The organism is Actinosynnema sp. CS-041913 (assembly GCF_050942485.1).
Taxonomy (GTDB): Bacteria; Actinomycetota; Actinomycetes; order Mycobacteriales; family Pseudonocardiaceae; genus Actinosynnema.
Map to the genome: position 1 here is coordinate 3,792,176 of NZ_CP192037.1, position 18,940 is coordinate 3,811,115.

An 18,940-nucleotide genomic window follows, 5' to 3' on the forward strand; every position below is an offset into this window, starting at 1 on the left:
GCTCGATTCCCACAGTCGGCATCATGCTGTACGCGACCTGCCTGCTCTGACACCCGCGCCGGGCGCCGGTGCCTCCAGTGACGCGAGCCGGTGTTCGACGCTCGCGGCTTCCGCTTCCCGGTGTTGTGCGCGGTACAGGTCCAGTGCGCGGAGCCAGTTGGCTCTGGCCCGGCGGTGGTCGTGCAGAGCGGCGTGCGCTGTGCCCAGATCGTCGACGACCGTTGCCTCCTGGTGGGCGTCCTTGAGCTGCCGTAGCAGGGTGAGGGATCTCCGGAAGTGCTCGATCGCGTGGGCGTGGTCGCCGGTGACGTGTGCGAGGCAGCCGAGGCTGTGCCGGGCGTACGCCTCGCCGTCGTGGTAGTGGTGTTCCTGGTGCAGGGCCAGGGCGTTCGTGCAGTAGGCGCGCGCCTGCTCGTAGTGGCCCTGACGGGCGTGGTACCAGCCGACCGAGTTCAGGGCGTTGGCCTCGTGCACGGCGTCGCCGAGATTCCGGTACTGCTGTAGCGCTTGGTAGGCGTGCGTCAGTGCGCGGTGGGCGTCGCCGTGCCGCTCCCACGCGTCGGCCAAGGCTTCGTGGGCTCGTGCTTGACCAGCACCGTCGTCGGCGGCGGTGAAGAGCGATAATGCCTGCCGGAGGTGTTCCAGTCCTGCTCCGTGGTCGCCGGTGTCGACCAGGGCGACGCCGAGCCGCCGATGGATGCGGGCGCGGGTGACCCCGTCGCCGAGCCGATCAGCCGCCACCAGGGCGGCCCGCCACGTGGTCAGGCTGTCGTTGCGGTGTCCCTGCCGGTAGTGGAAGGTGTGCGACGCCCACGCCAATTGCCAGACGTGCGAGTGCAGGTCGTGCCGATCAGCCAGGCGCTGGGTGCTGAGGATGTTCTGGTGCTCCGCTTCGAACCACGCCAGCGCCGCCGTCTCGTCCGGCAGCGATCCGGGCCTGCTGCCGGACACCGGGTGGCCGATGTCGATGGGCGGGCGAACGGGGTCGAACACCCGCTCACCGGCGAAGGAGGTGTGCAGGTAGTGGTCGACCAGCCTCCGGGCAGCCGACGCACGGGCTCCGGGATCGAGGTCGCGGGCCGCCCGGTCGGTCGCGAAGAGCCGGACGAGGTCATGCATGCGGAAGCGGCCGGGTTGGTGCTGCTGGACGAGGTGGGCGTCTTCCAGTTCACGGAGCAGCCGCCGGGTGCGCGAGACGGTCAACCCGGCGAGGCCGGCTGCGGCGGGCACGCCGATGTCGGGGCCACCCGCCACGCCGAGCAGCCGGAACAGGGTCGCTGCCGGGGCGTTCTGCGCCTGGAGGGACGCGGCGAACACCGCCGACAGGCTCTTCGACCGATCGGCGGTGCTCAGCTCGTCCAGCCGGGCGGCCCGGTCGCGCAGGTCGTCGGCCAGTGCGCCGAGGGGGAAGTCGGGGTGGGTGACCGCGCGGGCCGCCACGATGCTCACCGCCAACGGCAACCCCGCGCAGAACCGCACCAGATCGGTGATCGCGTCGGGTTCGGCGGCGAACCTGTGCCGGCCGATGTGACCCTCCAGCAACGCTCGTGCGTCGTCGTCGCCCAGTGCGTCGACCATGACCCGGTGCGCCCCGCACACAGTCAGGCCGGCGAGGCGGCGGCGACTGGTGACCAGCACGGTGCACGACGGGCTGCCCGGCAACAGGTGCTCGACGACTGCGTCATCGGGCGCGTCATCCAGCACCACCAGCATGCGCTTCCCGGCGACCAGACTCCGGAACAGCGCGGTCCGGCCGTCGAGGTCCGGCGGAACGGCGGTCGGGGCGACACCGAGGGCGTGCAGGAAGCCACGCACCGCCGTCGTCGGCGCGACGGGGGGCTCGGTGGGAGCGAACCCGCGGAGGTTGACGTACAACTGGCCGTCGGGGAACCGGGCGAGGTTCTGGTGCGCCCACTGCAAGGCCAACCAGGTCTTGCCGATCCCGCCGAGCCCGTCGATCGCCGAGATGACCACCGTGCTGGACCTGCCCCGGTCACCGTCGGCCGCGGCGCTGAGGGCGGCGAGTTCCCTCGTGCGCCCGGAGAACAAGCGGGGAGCGGCGGGTAGCTGCCGCGGCGCCGGGACGGCCGGCGGCGGGTGTACGGGTCCGCGAGTGGTCGGTGCGGAACCGGTGTTAGTCGCGAGCGGGACGGCCGCCCGACGGTTGTTGGCGAACCCCAGTTCGGCGTCGGTGGACGCGCCCAGCACAGCGCGAAATGCCGCACGGTAGTGCGCGTTGGGCCAGCGGATCACCCCACGTTCCAGCTTCGCGACGTAGTTGGCGTCGACGTCGACGCGTCGCTGGTGGTGTCGCCAGACGTGCTCGTTCACGAGTTCGGCGAGTTCCTGGCGGGACAGGCACTCGCCGGGATGCGTCCGGGACGCGGTGCGCTCCCGTGCGGCTCTCAACGACGCGTTCCCGACACCCACCATCGCTCCCCTGGTGATCGCCCGCTGTGCGCGGCCCGATTCCAGCATGCCGGAACTGTCTACGGCCGTCCGGAGATCCGCCACCATCCCGGGTAACCACCCCGGATTCCTCCCTCCCGCCTGCTGCGGCGCCGGCGCAGGGTGACAACCGCGCACCGCGTCGGAACGCCGATCACGGCGGCACGATCCGCTTGGCGCACAACGCCTGGTGGTGGCGGCCTGGGGGCGCCACCACCAGGCGCTACGCCGTCGCACCGCGGTTGCCCGGTTCTTGCACCCGGCGTGGAGCGGGGTGGAGCAATGGGCCGTGACGGCGAGTTGCGGCGTCACCGGTGCGGTGAGGCCGAGGCCCGACGGGTGTAACAGTCGGGATTCCGCCGGCGAATGATCCCGCGTGGCGCGTTCCGTGCAGGTGCCCATGGTGGCCGTCTTCCTGGTGTTGATCATCCTCGCGTTCAGTGACGAGTTCCTCGCCGGTGTCGACGACGCGGCGGGGTTGGAGCACCGCTGGGACTGGCTGCTCGTCCCGGTGGACACGGCGATCCTGGTGGTCGTGCTGGCCGTGAAGGGTCGGTTCCGCCGGCGTGTCGGCGGCGACCGGACCCGGCGGATCACCGCGTGGTGGATCGCCGGCGCGGGGATCACGCTGGGGCTCGATGTCCTGGCCAGTGTCGTGGTGCGACAGCGGGCGGGGCACGATCCGAACGGGCTCTGGTTCGACCTGCCCGTCGCGCCGCTCTACGTGGTGGCGCTCGCGATGGTGTTGGCCGCGACGTTCGACGCCGATCCCCGGGTCCTGATCAGCCGGCGACTGCGGGCCCGGCGTCCGCAGGAGTGGGCACGGGTCCGCGCCGCGGTGCCGTTGTTGGTCGGGACGTTGGCCGCCTACTTCGCGACCACGTGGTGGGAGTACCACCTCGTCCGCGGCGGTGGGATCGACCAGGAGTTCTTCGCGCAGATGAGCCAGGTGATCGCGTTGCTCCTGGTCGCACTGGGCATCGAGGTCGGCTTCTTCCGCTCCGCGGTGACCGATCCGACTCAGCGGTCGATGGCGGTCCTGGCGGTGTCGGTGCTCTGCCTCGGCGAGATCATGGCGTTGTCCGCGCTGACCAAGGACGGCGACCTCTACGCCTGGCACATGTACGCGGCGTTCATCGCGACCGTCGAGGCCTGCCTGGTCGCGTTCGCCACGCTGATCTGGGTGCTGATCATCCGCCGCCCGGCCGACACCGCCGTCGAAGAAGCGGAACCGGCCGCTGCGCCTGTGGTTCCGCCGACCGTCAACGCCAGTGTGCCCCGCACCGCCGCTCTCGGCTTCGGCCTGGGCGTCGTGACCGCGGTACTGGTGTGGGGGAGCCTGCGGCGTCGGCGGTGACCGGTGGTCGCTGCCACGGCCGGGTCAGCGCACGATCCGGAACAGGTTGTCGGAGGGATCGACGACGACTGCGAACTCCTCGCCGAGCGAGGACACGGTGTCGAGCCGGCTGCGGTGGGTCGTCTCGAACTCCGGCACCTCCGGGCCGCTGATCCGCAAGGTCAACTCGGTGCCCGACTCCTCGCCCAGCGTGCACGAGGTCGTGCCGACGATCCGCGCGGTGGCCGGGCGTCCGTTGCGCGCCAACCGGCCCGCACGACGCTTCCCCCGGGAGGTCGAGATCCACAGCATGGCCCCGAAACCACCCACGAGGATCGTCACCACCACCCCGATCGCCACGACGACCAGCACGCCCGGCCAGGCGGGCTCGCCCGTCACGGCTGACAAGGCGATGCAGGCCGGTCCGGCCAGCATCAGAAGCGACGCGCAGAGGTAGCTGATCAAGCGCCCCACCGGCCCCTGCGGTTGCACCTGGTCGAAATTCCCGTCGTCGGCCAAGAGCAGGTCGTCACTCCCCATGCCGGAATGCTAGCGGCGCGTCACGTTGATTCGGCGTCGCGAGCATGCGGACGATTCGGGCAGGATTCGCGCCGACCGCGGTCCCACCGGGAGGATGGTGTCGTGCCGGTTTCCGTCGACCTGGAGCAGAGCGCTGGCTGAATGGGATGCCGTGATCCTCGCCGGGGGACGCGGGAGCAGGTTGGGCGGCGTCGACAAGGCCTCCGTCGAGGTCGGTGGCCGCACGTTGCTGGCCCACGCGCTCGCCGCCGTTCACGCCGCCGGGCGGGTGGTCGTCGTGGGGCCGGCGCGCGACGTCGCCGGAGTGGTCTGGACCCGCGAGGAGCCGCCGGGCGGGGGACCGGTCGCGGGTGTGGCGGCCGGGTTGGCGCATGTGCGCGCGTCCGTCGTCGTGGTGCTCGCGGTGGACCAGCCCGGGGTGACCTCGTCCACTGTGGAGAGGCTGCTGGACGTCGGGCGGCCCGCCGTGCTGGTGGACGACGAAGGCCGCAGGCAGTGGCTCGCGGGGGTGTGGCGGACCGGCGAACTCCGCGCCGCGCTGCCGGCCGACCCGCGGAACGCCTCCATGCGGTTCGTGCTCGGCCCGCTCCGACCCGTCGAGGTGGCCGCCCTGCCCGGTGAGGCGCGGGACGTGGACACACCGGACGACCTAGGTCGATAGGCCCCCTTCACAAGAGCCATACCGGCGACAGGGGAGACTCGGCACCGTCGCACAACCCTGTCGTAGGAGGACCTGTTGTCCGAGCCCGCCGCCGAGGCGCCCAACACGCCGGCTCGTGACGCCCAGTTGCTCGAACGCACCGTGTTCGAGGTCAAGCGGGTGATCGTCGGTCAGGACCGGCTGGTCGAGCGGATGCTCGTCGGCTTGCTGGCCAAGGGCCACCTGCTGTTGGAAGGCGTGCCCGGCGTGGCCAAGACGCTGGCCGTCGAGACGTTCGCGAACGTCGTCGGCGGCTCGTTCTCGCGGGTGCAGTTCACGCCCGACCTGGTGCCCGCCGACATCCTCGGCACCCGCATCTACCGGCAGGCCAGCGAGAGCTTCGACGTCGAACTCGGTCCCGTCGTCGCGAACTTCGTGCTTGCCGACGAGATCAACCGCGCGCCCGCCAAGGTGCAGAGCGCGATGCTGGAGGTCATGGCCGAGCGGCACGTGTCCATCGGCGGCAGGACGTTCCCGATGCCGAACCCGTTCCTGGTGCTGGCCACCCAGAACCCGATCGAGAACGAGGGCGTCTACCCGCTGCCCGAGGCCCAGCGCGACCGGTTCCTGTTCAAGATCCAGGTCGAGTACCCGACGGCCGAGGAGGAGCGGGAGATCGTCTACCGGATGGGCGTCGAGCCGCCGGTCCCGAGCCAGGTGCTCAGCCCCGAGGAGCTGGTCCGCCTCCAGGCCGTGGCGTCGCGGGTGTTCGTGCACCACGCGCTGGTGGACTACGTGGTGCGGCTGGTCATCGCGACCCGCGCGCCGAAGGAGCACCAGCTCACCGACGTGGCCGGCTGGGTCGCGTACGGCGCCTCGCCGCGGGCCAGCCTGGGCATCATCGCCGGCGCGCGGGCCCTCGCCCTGGTCCGGGGCCGGGACTACGTGCTGCCGCAGGACATCGTGGACGTGGTGCCGGACGTGCTGCGGCACCGGCTCGTGCTGTCCTACGACGCGCTGGCCGACGGCGTGCCGCTGGACCACATCATCACGCGCGTCCTGCAGACCGTGCCGCTGCCGCAGGTCTCCGCCCGTCCCCAGGCTCCACAGCAGCCCGCACCCGCGGGTAGGCCGTGACCTCCGAAGAGCCCACCGACCGGCCGCACTGGGCGCCGCCGGTCCTGCACGGCGGTCGGATGGAGGCCGCGCTGCGCACCCTGGAACTGGAGGTCCGCCGCCGGCTGGACGGCCTGCTCCAGGGCAACCACCTCGGTCTGGTGCCCGGTCCGGGTTCCGAGCCGGGCGAGGCGCGGCCCTACCAGCCGGGCGACGACGTGCGCCGGATGGACTGGGCGGTGACCGCCCGGACCACCGTGCCGCACATCCGCGAGACGGTCGCGGACCGCGAGCTGGAGGCCTGGCTGGCGATCGACCTGTCGCCGTCGCTGGACTTCGGCACGGCGGCCTGCGAGAAGCGTGACCTGGTGGTGGCCGCGACGGCGGCCGTGGCGCACCTGACCCGTGGCGGCGGCAACCGGATCGGCGCGCTGGTGTCCACCGGCGAGTCGCTGGTCCGGGTGCCCGCCCGCGGTGGCCTGGCGCACGCCCGCAGCCTGATCCGCAAGGTCGCCGAGACGCCCCGCGCGCCGGAGGGCACCCGCGGCTCGCTGTCCGAGCTGGTCGAGCAACTGCGCCGCCCGCCGCGCCGGCGGGGCCTGGTCGTGGTGATCTCGGACTTCCTCGGGACGACGGACTGGCAGCGCCCGCTGCGCGCGCTGTCCGCCCGGCACGACCTGGTGGCGATCGAGGTCGTGGACCCGCGGGACATCGACCTGCCGGAGATCGGCACGGTCGTGCTGGCCGACCCGGAGACCGGGAGACAGCGCGAGGTGACGGCGTCGCCGTTGCTGCGCCGCGAGTTCGCCGCGGCGGCGGCCGAGCACCGGGCGGCGGTGGCGGCCGGGCTGCGGCAGGCCGGCGCCGGGCACCTGGTGCTGCGCACCGACTCGGACTGGATCGCGGACACCGTGCGCTTCGTGGTGGCCCGCAAGCGCCGCTGGTCGGGAGGGGTGGCCTGATGAGCCTGTCGGGTTTCACCGCGCCGTGGTGGTTCCTCCTGCTGGTCGTCGTGGCGGCGGTGGCGGCGTTCTACGTGGTGTTGCAGCGCGTGCTGCGCAAGCGGATGCTGCGGTTCGCCAACCTGTCCATGCTGGAGAAGGTCGCCCCGAAGAAGCAGGGCTGGTGGCGGCACGTGCCGGCGGCCTTCCTGCTGGTGGCGTTCATCCTGCTGACTGTGGCGCTGGCCGGTCCGACGGCCGAGCAGAAGGTGCCCCGCAACCGGGCGACCGTGATGCTGGTGATCGACGTGTCGCTGTCGATGAAGGCGACCGACGTGCGGCCGTCCCGGCTGGAGGCGGCGCAGGTGGCGGCGAAGTCGTTCGCGGACGGCCTGACGCCGGGCATCAACCTCGGCCTGATCTCGTTCGCGGGCTCGGCCACCGTGCTGGTCGCGCCGACCACGGACCGGAGCGCCGTGACGCAGAGCATCGACGGCCTCAAGCTGTCCCAGTCCACGGCGACCGGTGACGCGATCGTGGCGGCGCTGGCGGCGATCGACTCGTTCGGCAAGGTGGTCGGCGGCGCGGACGGCCCGCCGCCCGCGCGGGTCGTGCTGATGACGGACGGCAAGGAGACGGTCGGCACGCGGCGGGCGTTCGACGCGGCCGAGGACGCCAAGAAGGCGGGCATCCCGATCTCCACGATCTCCTTCGGCACCGAGGACGGCGTGGTCGAGATCGAGGGCCGCCGGCAGGAGGTGCCGGTGGACGACGACTCGATGAAGGAGATCGCGAAGCTGTCCGGCGGCGAGTTCTTCAAGGCGGCGAGCGCCGAGGAGCTGCGGCGGGTCTACGACACGCTGGGCGAGCAGATCGGCTACGAGAAGAAGCAGTCCGACGCCAGCCGGCCGTGGGTGGTGCTGGGCACGCTGATCGGGCTGATCGCGGTGGCCGGCGCGCTGGTCGTGGGGCAGCGACTGCCTTAGCGGTGACCGATTCGTCCGTGTTCCAGGCCGGTGAGCCGCTTCTCGCGCGGCCACCGGCCCGACGCGGCAGGATGTGGCCCATGCTCTCGGCGAAGAACTGGCGCGAGATGGTCGACTGGTCGGCGGGGCTCCTCCGGCGCAGCACCGGGGACGGCGTGCCGGAGTGGAACCGGCGGGTGTTGGAGTCCGGGATCGACAGCGAGCCCGAACTCCGCGTCTGGCTCAAGGAGCGCGAGGTCACCGGGTACCCGCAGATGCTGCTGGTGATGGAGCGGTTCGGCTACCCGGAGTTCATGCCCGCCGGTTCCGACGAACTCGTCGACCGGCAGTACGCCGACCGGTCCGAGCTGCGGCCCATCCTGGACCGGCTGCTGGCCGAGGCGGCGCTGCTCGGCCCGATGCACGTCCAGGCCCGCAAGACCTACGTCGCCCTGGTCTCGCCGCGCCGCACGTTCGCGATCGTCAAGGCCAGCACCCGCGCCCGGGTGGACCTCGGCCTCCGGCTGGCCGGCCACGAACCGGTCGGCCGGCAGGCCGACGCCCCTTCGGTCGGTAACGGCGCGATCACGGTGCGGATTCCCATTGCCAGCGCCGACGACATCGACGACGAGACACTGGACTGGCTCCGGGACGCCTACACCAGCAACCTCTAGCCGTGCAGGTCGCGGTAGGCGACCGCGGCGCCGGGGTGGAGGGGCAGGCCGGCGGTGCCGATGAGGCTGCGGACGTCCAGGAACTGGGTGCCGAGCGCCTGTTCCGGCACGAGCGCCGCCGCCTCGTTGACCAGGGTCCGGGTGACCGCCGCGGCCACCTCGTCGGGCAGCGAAGCCCGGCACACCAACAGGTTCGCCACGCCGATGGTGGGCACCTCGCGGGCCGCGCCGTAGACCCCGACCGGCACCGGGACCTGCTCGTACACCGAACCGTGGGCCGTGCGCAGGCCATCGAGCAACTCCGCCAGCGGCAGCAGGCGGATGCCGGCGAGCTGCGCGAGGACGGGCGTCGGCACCCCGCCGGACCACAGCAGCGCGTCGATCCGCTTGTCCACCAACGCCTGCGCGGCCTCGGCGAGCCGCAGGTGCGCCACCCGCACCGAGTTGTCCAGCCCGGCGGTGACCAGCATCCGCTCGCCGGACAGGGACGCGCCCGAACCCGCCGCGCCCAGCGAGACCGTCCGCCCCGCGAGGTCGGCGACGCGGCGCGCCGGGTCGTCCGCCCGCACCACGAGTTGCAGGTAGTTCTCGTACACCCGCCCCAGCGCACGCAGTTCCAGCGCGGGATCGGCGACCCGTGCCGCGTCGGCCAGCGTCAGCGCGACCTGCACGTCGCCGGATCGCAGGAGGTCGAGGTTGGCGAGGCTGCCTTGGGTTTCGACGACGTGGCCGTGCAGGTCGGGTTGGAGTTGCGTGGCGAGCAGGGTGGCGAAGTCGTAGTACATGCCGCCTTTCTCGCCCCCCGCGATCCGCAGTTCGCCGCCCGGTCCGCCGGAGGTGCAGCCGGTGGCCAGCAGGGCGAGCAGGAACGTCCGGCGGTTCACAGCGCCGGCTCCAGCGGCAGCACGACCCGGGCCGTGAGACCGTCCACCGAGGACAGTTCGAGGGCGCCGCCGCGCGCCCGCGCAAGCTGGTCGGCGATCGCCAGGCCGAGCCCGGTGCCCGGCCGGTCCGAACGCCCGCGCCAGAACCGGGCCGTGGCGAGGGACAGTTCCTCGGCGGTCATCCCCGCGCCGTCGTCGGACACCTGCACCCAGCCCACCCCGGCCGCCCGATCGGCGCCCACCGTCACCTCCACCCGCCCGCCGCCGTACTTGATCGCGTTGTCCAGCAACACGTCCAACACCTGCGCCAGCTCCGACTCCGGACACCGCACGAGGACCGCGAGCATCGGCACGTCCGGCACCGGCACCTGCCAGAAGTCGGCCCGGTCCGCCACCACCACGCCGACATCGGCGAACTCCGGCTCACGGCCGCCCGCCGCGACCTCCGTCGCCGTGCTCTCCGCCGACGCGAGCGCCAACAGCCCGTCCAGCAACGACTCCAGCCGCTCGATCTCCGCGACGCCCGCGTCGTAGGCCCGCACACCCGCCGGCTTCACCTGACCGCCCAGCGTGTCCATCCGCAGCCGCAGCGCCGCCATCGGGTTGCGCAACTGGTGCGACGCGTCCGCGATCAACCGCCGCTGCTGGTCGGCGGCCTCGGTGACCGCGTCGGACATCCGGTTGAACGACTCCGACAGCTCCCGCACCTCCGGCGGCCCGCTGCGTTCGGGCACGTGCGCCCGCCGTTCGCCGGCCGCCACCGCGCGGACGCCGACCGCCAGTTCCGCCAGCGGTTTCAGCAGCCAGCGCGCGACGGCCAGCACCAGCAGCACCGAGCCCACCCCGGCCGCCAGCGCCCCGCCGAGCACCCACAGCCAGCGGCGCGCCACGTCCGCCGCCGCCCGGTCCACCGACGCCCGCAGCACGACCGCGCCCGCGACCCGCGTGCCGGTGCCGACCGGCCGGGCGAACACCACCGTCCCGGACGACCACGGCTTCACCGTCGGCACGGTCGGCGCGGGCTGGTTGCGCAGCGCCGCGTCCAGCACGTCGGCCAGCGCCGGGTCGTCGGCGGCGATCCCGGCCTGCGCCACCGGCTGCCGCCGCGCGTCGACCACGACGACGGGTTCGCCGTACAGCTCCACGTACGCCGTCACCTCGTCCACCAGCGCGGCGTCGTCACCGCCGGTCTCGGCCTGCTGCGCGAGCGCGGCGAACCGGTCCAGGTCGGCGTTGCGGTCGATGACGAACCGCTGGGTGCGTTCGGCGGCGGTGGCGGCCAGCAGCGGCACCGCGAACGCCGTCACGGCGGCGGCGGAGAACAGCAGCAGCACGAGCAGGAGGCGGCGGCGCATTCACGCCCCGGTCTGGTCGTCGGCCGGCGACAGCCGGTAGCCGAAGCCGCGGATGGTGGTGAGCAGGCCGGGCCGGTCGAGCTTGGCGCGCAGCCCGGCCAGGTGCACGTCCAGCGACCGCGACACCGCCAGGTACGCGTCGCCCCACACCTCGTCCATGAGCTGCTGCCGGCTCACCGCCGTGCCCGCCCGGCTGGCCAGCGCCGCCAGCACGTCGAACTCCTTGGTGGTCAACGACACCTCCGCGGCGCCGACGCTTACCCGGCGGCCTTCCAGGTCGATCTCGACGTCCCCGACGCGGACCGTGCGGTCGTGCGGCCCCACCCGGGCCGTGCGGCGCGCCACCGCGTCCATCCGGGCCAGCAGCTCGCCCAGCCGCACGGGCTTCACCAGGTAGTCGTCCGCGCCCAGCCGCAGCCCGCGCACGATGGACCGCTCGTCGCCACGCGCGGTCAGCACCAGCACCGGGGTGTGCGCGACCTTGCGGATCTTGCGCAACACCTCCAGCCCGTCCGTGTCGGGCAGCCCCAGGTCCAGCAGCAGCAGGTCGAAGTCCCGGTGGTGGCGCAGCGCGTCCGCACCCCGGCTCACCCGGTGCGGTCGGTGCCCGTTGGCCTCCAGCGCCTCCACCAAGGCGTCGGCGACACCGTCGTCGTCCTCGACCAGCAGCACGCGCAACCGGTCACCCCCTTCTGGTAGCGGCGATTATGGCGCGCGCGGTGTAAACAGTGCTGGTGACTATCGAAGACCGTGTCCCCGCGTCCCTGTTGGACGAGGCCAGCGAGGCGCTGGAGGAACTCGCCGGCGTCCTGGCCGACGAGCAGTCACTGACCGAGGTGCTGCAGCAACTGGTCGAGTCGGCGTCCAGGGTCATCCCGGATGCGGAGAACGTGTCGGTCACCGTCGTGGGTCCGGACGGCGCGTCCACCGCCGCGGCCACCGACGAGAGGGTCGTGTCGATCGACACCGACCAGTATTCCGCAGGTCAGGGGCCCTGCCTGGAGGCGGCGCGGACCCAGCGGCCGGTGCGGGTCACGGTCGAGCAGGGGCGGGAGAAGTGGCCGGAGTTCGCGGCGGCGGCGGAGCGGGCCGGGGTGCGGGCCTACCTGTCCGCGCCGCTGGTGGTGGACAACTCGGTGCTCGGCTCGCTGAACCTGTACAGCTCCGTGACCAGCGCGTTCGACCCGTTCGACGAAGCCCTGCTGCGGCTGTTCACCACCGCCGCGTCCACCTCGATCACCGGGTTCCAGCGCTATGAGCGGTCCCGCTCGCTGGTCACGCACCTGGAGCGGGCACTGGAGTCGCGGGCCGAGATCGACCAGGCGAAGGGGGTGCTGATGGCGGCGCACGGGATCAGCGCGCAGGAGGCGTTCCAGCGGCTGGTGGACGAGTCGCAGACGCGCAATACCAAGCTCCGGGTCGTCGCGCGCAATCTGCTCGACTCGGTGCGCAGACCCTAGGGATTTTCGTCACCTCCCGGACAATTCGCCCTGCCGGAGGTCACGCGAACCACGCCTGGCTCAGCTCGGGCTCACGTACAGCCAGCGCCCGTCCTCGCGCACGAATCGGCTGTTCTCGTGCAACACCTCACGCTGCTCCCGCCACCGGTAATGGGCGCGGAATTCGACGGTGCCGGTGTTCTGCAGCAGGCCGCCGCCGGTGCGCTCCAGGATCTCCAGCCCCGTCCAGCGCTGGTCGGGGTCGAAGTCAACGCGCTTCGGCCGGGTGGTCGGGTGCCACGTGGCCAGCAGGTAGGCCTCGTCACCGACCACGAACGCCGCGAACCGCGACCGCATCAGCGCCTCGGCCGTCGGCGCGCTCTTCAGCCCCGAGTGGAACGCGCCGCAGCACGTCTCGTACGGCTCGCCCAGGCCGCAGGGGCAGGTGGTCACGGCGGTCACTCCGGCCGATCGCACGCGGTGCGGTCGGAGCGGCTCCAGCGCAGCCACTTCAGCGCGGCCTCGGCCTCCGCGTCGCCGGCCGCCGCCGCTGCCGTCAGGTCGGCGTGGGCCTGGTAGCGGGCGTCCGCCGGGGTCGCCGGGTCGGAGAGGACCGACACGGCCTCGTCGGTGTGCACGTCCCCAGGATAGGAGAAGGCGGCTGTCCGCCCCCGATGACCGTCGTCCACAGTGGCTACGCTCCGCGGGATGAGCGACAACCACGTCGTGGTGATCACGACGACCGACAGCGAGGACGCGGCAGCCACCCTGGCCCGCGCCGTCGTGGAGGCCCGGCTGGCGGCGTGCGTGCAGATCAGCGCCCCGATCCGCAGCGTCTACCGCTGGGACGGTCGGGTGCAGGACGACCAGGAGTGGCAGCTCTGGATCAAGACCGCCTACGACCGCGTCGACGAGTTGACCGACTTCGTCAAGGCGAACCACTCCTACGACACCCCGGAGGTGCTGGCCCTGCCGGTGCTCGGCGGCAACCCGGATTACCTCGCCTGGGTCACCGAGGAGACCCGGTAGCACGAGCGGTCAGGGCACTCGCGGCATTCCGGTCACGGCGGCGTTGCCGACCGTGCGCTGCAACGCCGGCAGCACGTTCGGTGACAGCTCCGCCGGATGCGAGTCCGCCTCGGCCGTGCGGGCGTTCCCGGTCGACCCGTCGGTGCGCCGCGCGGGCTGTGCCAGGCGCTGCCGGCGCTCCGGTTCGTCGCGGGTGTGCATGACCGTGTCCTTCCGAGGACGAGAGGGTGGTCCGTTCACATACCGTCGTCGCGGAAGTCGTCCGGCAACGGCAACGGCAGCGGCACCATGCGGGGGTCGTGGTGTCGGGTGCGCAGGTATTCCTCAAGGTCGCAGGGCGTGAACAGCGCGAACTTCAACACCTGTCGTTCCGGGCCGATGAACAGCGTGATCCCGTTGCCGGGATAGATGTGTGCCCCTTCCGGGACGGTGAGGATGCCCCAGAAGTAGTCCAGTCGCGCGGCGGGCTCGCCCAGTTCGGCGGTGAGGTCGTCGAGCGGGGTCACCATTCTCGGCAGTTCCGTTTCCACCATGAGCAGCCGCGTGTCCCTCCGCCACGCCGTCAGGTGCTGCGGGTAGCCGTCACCGATGTGCACCGAGAAATAGGCCGGCTCGTTGGCGCTGCCGAGCAGGCCCCGGGCATCGGCGTCGACCAGGCGGGGGAACCGCGCCTGGAACTCGGCGTAGTCGGCGTCCTCCGGCAGTCCTCGCCAGCCGCGGAAGTCCCGCGTTTCGATGTGCTGCCGGAACTGCGGGTCGGGATTGCTCACCACACTGCTACCTCGCGTTCGCGTGTAGTCGGTCAGGGCATGCGGAGGAGATGGGTCTGGCCGAGGAAGAAGGCCGCCATGGCGTTGCGGATGCCGACGATCCCGACCGCCTGCCCGGCGTTCCCGATCTCGATGTACCGGGTGGGCAGCGGGATCGGGTGAGGTGGGGCGTCGGGGTCGTACAGCTCGTCCCCCTCGATCTTCCGGCGCAGGTCCGGTTCGAACGCCAAGCCGTCCCACACCATCTTCGCGAAGTAGTCCACAATGCCCTCGCGCAGCACTTTCCCACCGTGTTCGTTGCTCAACCCGAGGCGGAACGCCACGTGGTCGGGGTGTTCGAGGGTGTGCATGTACTCGTGGATCACGATGCCGAACAGCTTGTAGAGGACGTCCCGGTGAGCCGCCGCGTTCGGGCCCCGGAACCGTTGGAGGTTGATCTTCCCGTCGCCCGCCGTCCCGGGCCAGTGGTACTCGATGGCCACCAGTTCAGCCCGCCGGTCGGCCACCACCTCGGCCCTCGCCCGCGCGATGAGCGCGCGCTCGGCGTCCCGGCTCTGCACGGCCCCGTGCTCGACGTCGATCTGCCGGACCTCCGGCTGGCTGTCGAGCAGCCGCTGGAGGTGCATGTCGGGCGCCTTCTGCGCCAGCGCGGGTGACGCCTGATCCCGCGTGGCGGACAACTCGAAGTGGTCGAGCATGTTGACGCCGTACGTGAAACCCGTGTCCGGACCGGTCTTGTACCGACCGAAGACGGCATCGGTTTCCGCCTTGGCCGCCGAGGCCACCCGGTTGATCTCCGCCGGCGCCATGAGGTTCCGCTCGTCCCGGGGCAGATTCGGCTTGACGTGCTTGTCGTACAGCAGTGTGACGGCCTTTTCGAGGAAGTCGCGGATGCGGACCTCGTACGGCGGCCGACCGGGGATGTCCCGCTGGAACTCGGGCAGCGCCCCGTCCTCGCCGCGCTGTTCGATGGTGATGGCGTCGAGCAGCGCGTGACGCGAGCCGGGACCGAGGTTGCGGGTGCCTTCGTCCAACCCCCGGTCGGTGTCGGTCGCGATCATCCGTTCCGGCAGGTGGCCGGAGAGGTAGCCGTCGAGCTTCGCCATCGTCGCCCGGTCGAGGACACCGGTCGCCGGCAGGTTCAGCGCGTCCTGGAAGTTGCTGATGACCTCGCCCAGTTCCGGCTCGAACCTGCCGTTGACGGCCACCGGGAACTGCATGTCGGCGAGGGCCTGCTGGATGATCGCGACATGTGTGCCGCGGTCTCCTTCTTGCAGCGGCACCCCGGCGTTGATGGCCTCCAGCCTCGCGTTGCCGCGGAGCCGCAAGCTTTCGAAGGTCTGACCCTGCTCGTCGACCCGCTGCACGTGGATGCCGGTCGGGGTGGTGCGGGTCAGGCGTTGTGTGGTGTGGACCGGGGCGGAGAGGGCTTGGTGGGCGGTGGTTTCGGCTTCGCGTTCGAAGCGGTCGCCGGGGTCGCTGATGCCGATGCCGTCGCCGCGGTCGGTGCCGGCGACGGGTCCGTGGCGTTGCTGGATCACGTGGACCAGTTCGTGGGCGAGGGTGTGCTTGTCGGTGCCGCCGTCGCCGATGACGACGTGGTTGCCCGAGGTGAACGCGCGTGCCCCGACCTCATCGGCGGAGCGTTGGGCGGTCGTGCCGGTGTGCAGGCGGACGTCGGAGAAATCCGCGCCCAACCGGGTTTCCATCTCCGCGCGGACCGGTTCGTCCAACGGCCTGCCCGCATCGCCCAACACCTCGTGCACGGCCGACCGCTGCACCGCGTGGGGCCCGGTCAACAGCCCGGCCACGGCGGCATTGCCGACGGTGCGCTGCAACGCCAGCAGCACGGCCGCAGTCGGCGGCTCGGTGGTTCGGGGTGCCCTGTCGGTCGGCCGCCGCGCAGGCTCCTCCTGGCGCTTCGGTTCGTCGCGGATCTGCACGGCTGCCTCCGTCCGAGGACGAGAGTGTGGGTGACACGACCGCACCATTCGAACCGGACGGGACACCGTGCAACAGGCCACCGAGGGCAGTCCTCGGGCAAGGTGATTGCCCGAGGACACCTCAACGACGGGAAGTTCCGCTCCGGTCGACGCCGAGCGCCCTCGCGACCAGCGTCGCCGTGTGCACCGGTTCGGTGTCCGAGCCCTGGCGCACCTGGGTCCGGCAGCTAAAGCCGTCCGCCACCACCGTCGTCTCCGGCGCGGCTTCGCGCACGGCAGGCAGCAGGGTCTGTTCCGCCACCGCCATCGACACGTCGTAGTGGCCCTTCTCGAACCCGAAGTTCCCGGCGAGCCCGCAGCAGCCCGCCAACACCGAAGCCGACACGCCGGCCCGCTCCAACAGCGCCCGGTCGGCGTCCAAGCCGATTTCGGCGTACTGGTGACAATGCGGCTGGACGAGCGCAGAACCGTTGCGCGGCAACGGCTCCAGCAGCGGTGACAGGTGTTCGGCGAAGGTCCGCACGGACTCGGCGAGACGCACCACGTCCTGGTCGTCACCGGCCACTTCCAGTGCGTCCGACCGCAGGAACGCCGTGCAACTCGGCTCCAGGCCGACCACCGCCACCCCGGCGGCCGTCCACGGCCGCAACGCCCGCGCCGTCCGCCGGATCACCCGACGCGCCACGCCCAACTGCCCGGTGGAGAACCAGGTGAGTCCACAGCAGACCGCTGACCGGGGCACCTCCACGCCCTGCCCGGCGAAGGAGAGCACCGCCGCCGCGTCATGTCCCACCCCTGGCTCGAAGTAGTTCGTGAACGTGTCCGGGAACAGCAGCACCCGGTCCCCGCCGCCCCCGCCGGCGAACGTCCGCTGGAACGTCTGCGCCGCCGGCGTGGGCAGTGGCCGTTCGACCGCGACCCCGGCGAACCGCGCGAGCCGGGACGTGGCCCCGTTGACCAGCCGCAGCCGCAACCACAGCGGGAGCCACCCCATCGAGTAGTGCGACAGCGGCCGGACCCGCCGCCGGTAGTGGTGGTGCAGGAACTCCGCCTTGTAGGTGGCCATGTCCACGTCCACCGGGCAGTCGCGCTTGCACCCCTTGCACCCCAGGCAGAGGTCCAGCGCGTCGCGCACTTCCGGCGACCGCCACCCGTCGCGCACGACCTCCCCGTTCAGCATCTCGAACAGCAGCCGGGCCCGTCCCCGCGTCGAGTGCCTCTCCTCCCGCGTCACCCGGTAGCTCGGGCACATCACCCCGCCGGACGTGTTCAGGCACTTGCCGACGCCCACGCACCGCCGCGTCGCCGCCGCCAGGTCACCGCGGTCGGCGTGCAGCGCCAGCTTCGCCCGGGTCGGGATGGTCGGCGGCGCGACCACCACCCGCAGGTCCGCGTCCAGCGGCAGCGGGTCCACGATGCGGCCGGGGTTCATCCGGTTGTCCGGGTCGAACGCCGCCTTGAACCGCCCGAACGCCCGCAGGGCCGCCGGCGGGTACATCCGGGACAGCAGTTCGGACCGCGCCTGCCCGTCCCCGTGCTCGCCGGACAGCGAACCGCCGTGCGCCACCACGAGGTCCGCCGCGTCCTCCAGGAACGACCGGTACCCGGCGCGCAGGTCGAAGTCGATCCGCACGTGCAGGCACCCCTCGCCGAAATGCCCGTACGTCACGCCGCGCCGCCCGTGGCCGGTCAGCAACGCGTCGAACTCCCGCAGGTACGACCCCAGCCGCTCGGGTGGCACGGCGGCGTCCTCCCACCCGGACCACGCCTCACTGCCGTCGGCCATCCGGGTCGCCAACCCCGCGCCGTCCTCCCGCACCCGCCACAGCGCCCGCTGCCGTGCCGGATCGGTCACCACCACCGAGTGCGGGGCGAGCGACGCCGCCACGTGCGCCACCGCCTCGTCCGCCGTCTCCACGAACAGCCAGCTCACGCCGCGCGGCAGCAGCGCCCGCGAGCCGGGGGCCGCGTCCGCCAACGACTCGTTGATGCCCTCCACCGCCAACACGTCCAGCTCCCGGACCACGGCGGCGTGGTCGGCGGCGTCGTACGGCCCGTCGAACCCCAGCACCGCCAGCACGCGCCGTTCGGGGACCTCCACCAGCCGCAACGACGCGCCCAACACCGTGACGCAGGTGCCCTCGGACCCGACCAGCGCCCGCGCCAGGTCCGGCAGCGCGTCCAGCCGGTACCCCGACACCCGCCGGTCCAGCGACGGGAACCACGCCGGGTCCACCTCGGGCAGGTCGAGCCGCGGGGGAGTGCGCGTGTCGAACCGCCGCCCGTCCGGCAGCAGCACGTCGAGCGCCACCACGTTGTCGCTGGTCTTGCCCCACGCCACGGAGTGCGCGCCGCACGCGTCGTTGCCGACCATCCCGCCGACCGTGCACCGCGAGTGCGTCGACGGGTCCGGCCCGAACAGCAGCCCGTGCTCCCGCGCGGCGTCGTTGAGGCGGTCGAGCACCACACCCGGCTGCACGACGGCGACCCGCTCCACCGGATCGATCGAGATCACCCGGTCGAGGTACCTCGCGAAGTCGATCACCAGGCCGGGCCCGGCCGAGTTCCCGGCGATGCTCGTCCCCGCTCCCCGGTTGGTGACCGGCACGTCGAACGCCACCGCCACCTGCACGGCGGACACCACCGCGTCCAGCGAACGGGGCCGCACCACGACCCGCGGCACGTGGCGGTAGTTCGAGGCGTCCACGGAGTACAGGGCACGACTGGCCGGGTCGGCGAGCACGTCCCCGTCCACGGAGGCCCGTAGCTGTTCCAGGAATCCGGTCACCCGGATCATTGTGATCCACCCCGGCCCGTGGTGGACCGCTCCGGCGCAGGAGATAGCCTCGCCCCGCATCAA

19 protein-coding genes are annotated in these 18,940 nt (G+C 72.1%); 8 read left to right on the top strand and 11 right to left on the bottom strand.

Annotation, left to right across the window (positions count from 1 at the left end; genetic code table 11):
• Positions 1-21: 21 nt before the first annotated feature.
• A complete protein-coding gene (locus tag ACQPZF_RS18075) occupies positions 22-2,478 on the bottom strand; it encodes an ATP-binding protein (RefSeq protein ID WP_433273073.1) in 2,457 nt (818 codons plus the stop codon).
• Between the two features lie 346 nt (positions 2,479-2,824).
• Between ACQPZF_RS18075 and ACQPZF_RS18080 the strand changes: the two genes are divergently transcribed.
• Positions 2,825-3,805 (top strand): hypothetical protein, encoded by a 981-nt coding sequence (locus ACQPZF_RS18080; RefSeq protein WP_433273075.1) that lies wholly within the window; start codon positions 2,825-2,827, stop codon positions 3,803-3,805.
• Between the two features lie 24 nt (positions 3,806-3,829).
• On the opposite strand, the gene ACQPZF_RS18085 is transcribed toward ACQPZF_RS18080, so the two are convergent.
• On the bottom strand, positions 3,830-4,324 hold the full coding sequence (locus ACQPZF_RS18085) for a hypothetical protein (RefSeq protein WP_433273077.1): 495 nt from the start codon (positions 4,322-4,324) through the stop codon (positions 3,830-3,832).
• A 151-nt stretch (positions 4,325-4,475) separates the two neighbouring features.
• On the opposite strand from ACQPZF_RS18085, the gene mobA reads away from it, so the two are divergent.
• The 5 genes from mobA (at position 4,476) to ACQPZF_RS18110 (ending at position 8,660) form a co-directional block, all read left to right on the top strand.
• A complete protein-coding gene (mobA, locus tag ACQPZF_RS18090; protein WP_433273080.1) occupies positions 4,476-4,985 on the top strand; it encodes a molybdenum cofactor guanylyltransferase in 510 nt (169 codons plus the stop codon).
• A gap of 75 nt (positions 4,986-5,060) precedes the next feature.
• Positions 5,061-6,101: an AAA family ATPase gene (locus ACQPZF_RS18095; protein WP_433273086.1), complete on the top strand. Its 1,041-nt coding sequence runs from the start codon at positions 5,061-5,063 to the stop codon at positions 6,099-6,101.
• A gap of 59 nt (positions 6,102-6,160) precedes the next feature.
• The gene (locus ACQPZF_RS18100) at positions 6,161-7,042 is read left to right on the top strand and encodes a DUF58 domain-containing protein (protein ID WP_433274597.1); all 882 of its coding nucleotides are present in this window, start codon (positions 6,161-6,163) and stop codon (positions 7,040-7,042) included.
• Positions 7,042-8,007: a VWA domain-containing protein gene (locus tag ACQPZF_RS18105; RefSeq protein WP_433273088.1), complete on the top strand. Its 966-nt coding sequence runs from the start codon at positions 7,042-7,044 to the stop codon at positions 8,005-8,007. Before ACQPZF_RS18100 ends, ACQPZF_RS18105 begins: the two co-directional genes overlap by 1 nt.
• 80 nt (positions 8,008-8,087) lie before the next feature.
• Positions 8,088-8,660, top strand: a complete 573-nt coding sequence (locus ACQPZF_RS18110; RefSeq protein WP_433273090.1) for a DUF5655 domain-containing protein — start codon at positions 8,088-8,090, stop codon at positions 8,658-8,660.
• Here ACQPZF_RS18110 and ACQPZF_RS18115 read toward each other — a convergent pair.
• Genes ACQPZF_RS18115 through ACQPZF_RS18125 form a run of 3 tightly spaced genes read right to left on the bottom strand, consistent with a single transcriptional unit; the run spans position 8,657 to position 11,577 of the window.
• A complete protein-coding gene (locus ACQPZF_RS18115; RefSeq protein WP_433273091.1) occupies positions 8,657-9,544 on the bottom strand; it encodes a TAXI family TRAP transporter solute-binding subunit in 888 nt (295 codons plus the stop codon). The two genes, ACQPZF_RS18110 and ACQPZF_RS18115, sit on opposite strands and share 4 nt — an antisense overlap.
• Positions 9,541-10,899 carry an ATP-binding protein gene (locus ACQPZF_RS18120; protein ID WP_433273093.1) on the bottom strand — a complete coding sequence of 453 codons (1,359 nt, stop codon included), beginning with the start codon at positions 10,897-10,899 and terminating at the stop codon, positions 9,541-9,543. The genes ACQPZF_RS18115 and ACQPZF_RS18120 overlap by 4 nt, the downstream gene beginning before the upstream one ends.
• A complete protein-coding gene (locus ACQPZF_RS18125; protein ID WP_433273095.1) occupies positions 10,900-11,577 on the bottom strand; it encodes a response regulator transcription factor in 678 nt (225 codons plus the stop codon).
• Between the two features lie 56 nt (positions 11,578-11,633).
• Here ACQPZF_RS18125 and ACQPZF_RS18130 point away from each other — a divergent pair, with 56 nt between their 5' ends.
• Positions 11,634-12,359: an ANTAR domain-containing response regulator gene (locus ACQPZF_RS18130; protein WP_433273097.1), complete on the top strand. Its 726-nt coding sequence runs from the start codon at positions 11,634-11,636 to the stop codon at positions 12,357-12,359.
• A 60-nt stretch (positions 12,360-12,419) separates the two neighbouring features.
• Here ACQPZF_RS18130 and ACQPZF_RS18135 read toward each other — a convergent pair whose 3' ends face one another.
• On the bottom strand, positions 12,420-12,800 hold the full coding sequence (locus tag ACQPZF_RS18135; protein WP_433273099.1) for a YchJ family protein: 381 nt from the start codon (positions 12,798-12,800) through the stop codon (positions 12,420-12,422).
• Positions 12,797-12,976, bottom strand: coding sequence for a hypothetical protein (locus tag ACQPZF_RS18140; protein WP_433273101.1), 180 nt, complete (start codon positions 12,974-12,976; stop codon positions 12,797-12,799). Before ACQPZF_RS18140 ends, ACQPZF_RS18135 begins: the two co-directional genes overlap by 4 nt.
• 70 nt (positions 12,977-13,046) lie before the next feature.
• Here ACQPZF_RS18140 and cutA point away from each other — a divergent pair, with 70 nt between their 5' ends.
• Positions 13,047-13,367, top strand: coding sequence for a divalent-cation tolerance protein CutA (cutA, locus tag ACQPZF_RS18145; protein ID WP_433273103.1), 321 nt, complete (start codon positions 13,047-13,049; stop codon positions 13,365-13,367).
• Between the two features lie 9 nt (positions 13,368-13,376).
• Here the strand turns inward: cutA and ACQPZF_RS18150 are convergent, their stop codons facing one another.
• From ACQPZF_RS18150 to ACQPZF_RS18165, 4 genes are all read right to left on the bottom strand, one after another.
• Positions 13,377-13,568, bottom strand: a complete 192-nt coding sequence (locus ACQPZF_RS18150) for a hypothetical protein (protein ID WP_433273105.1) — start codon at positions 13,566-13,568, stop codon at positions 13,377-13,379.
• A 35-nt stretch (positions 13,569-13,603) separates the two neighbouring features.
• On the bottom strand, positions 13,604-14,137 hold the full coding sequence (locus ACQPZF_RS18155; RefSeq protein WP_433273107.1) for a hypothetical protein: 534 nt from the start codon (positions 14,135-14,137) through the stop codon (positions 13,604-13,606).
• 32 nt (positions 14,138-14,169) lie between these two features.
• A complete protein-coding gene (locus ACQPZF_RS18160) occupies positions 14,170-16,080 on the bottom strand; it encodes an eCIS core domain-containing protein (protein ID WP_433273109.1) in 1,911 nt (636 codons plus the stop codon).
• 121 nt (positions 16,081-16,201) lie between these two features.
• Complete coding sequence (locus ACQPZF_RS18165; protein WP_433273111.1) at positions 16,202-18,877, bottom strand: FAD-binding and (Fe-S)-binding domain-containing protein; 2,676 nt, start codon at positions 18,875-18,877, stop codon at positions 16,202-16,204.
• Between the last annotated feature and the right edge of the window lie 63 nt (positions 18,878-18,940).

Excerpts from the sequence above, each read along its gene's own strand:
- ACQPZF_RS18075 (WP_433273073.1), bottom strand. The coding sequence starts at position 2,478 with ATGCTGGAATCGGGCCGCGCACAGCGGGCGATCACCAGGGGAGCGATG.
- ACQPZF_RS18085 (WP_433273077.1), bottom strand. The coding sequence starts at position 4,324 with ATGGGGAGTGACGACCTGCTCTTGGCCGACGACGGGAATTTCGACCAG.
- ACQPZF_RS18100 (WP_433274597.1), top strand. The coding sequence starts at position 6,161 with ATGGAGGCCGCGCTGCGCACCCTGGAACTGGAGGTCCGCCGCCGGCTG.
- ACQPZF_RS18105 (WP_433273088.1), top strand. The coding sequence starts at position 7,042 with ATGAGCCTGTCGGGTTTCACCGCGCCGTGGTGGTTCCTCCTGCTGGTC.
- ACQPZF_RS18110 (WP_433273090.1), top strand. The coding sequence starts at position 8,088 with ATGCTCTCGGCGAAGAACTGGCGCGAGATGGTCGACTGGTCGGCGGGG.
- ACQPZF_RS18120 (WP_433273093.1), bottom strand. The coding sequence starts at position 10,899 with ATGCGCCGCCGCCTCCTGCTCGTGCTGCTGCTGTTCTCCGCCGCCGCC.
- cutA (WP_433273103.1), top strand. The coding sequence starts at position 13,047 with ATGAGCGACAACCACGTCGTGGTGATCACGACGACCGACAGCGAGGAC.
- ACQPZF_RS18150 (WP_433273105.1), bottom strand. The coding sequence starts at position 13,568 with ATGCACACCCGCGACGAACCGGAGCGCCGGCAGCGCCTGGCACAGCCC.
- ACQPZF_RS18165 (WP_433273111.1), bottom strand. The coding sequence starts at position 18,877 with ATGATCCGGGTGACCGGATTCCTGGAACAGCTACGGGCCTCCGTGGAC.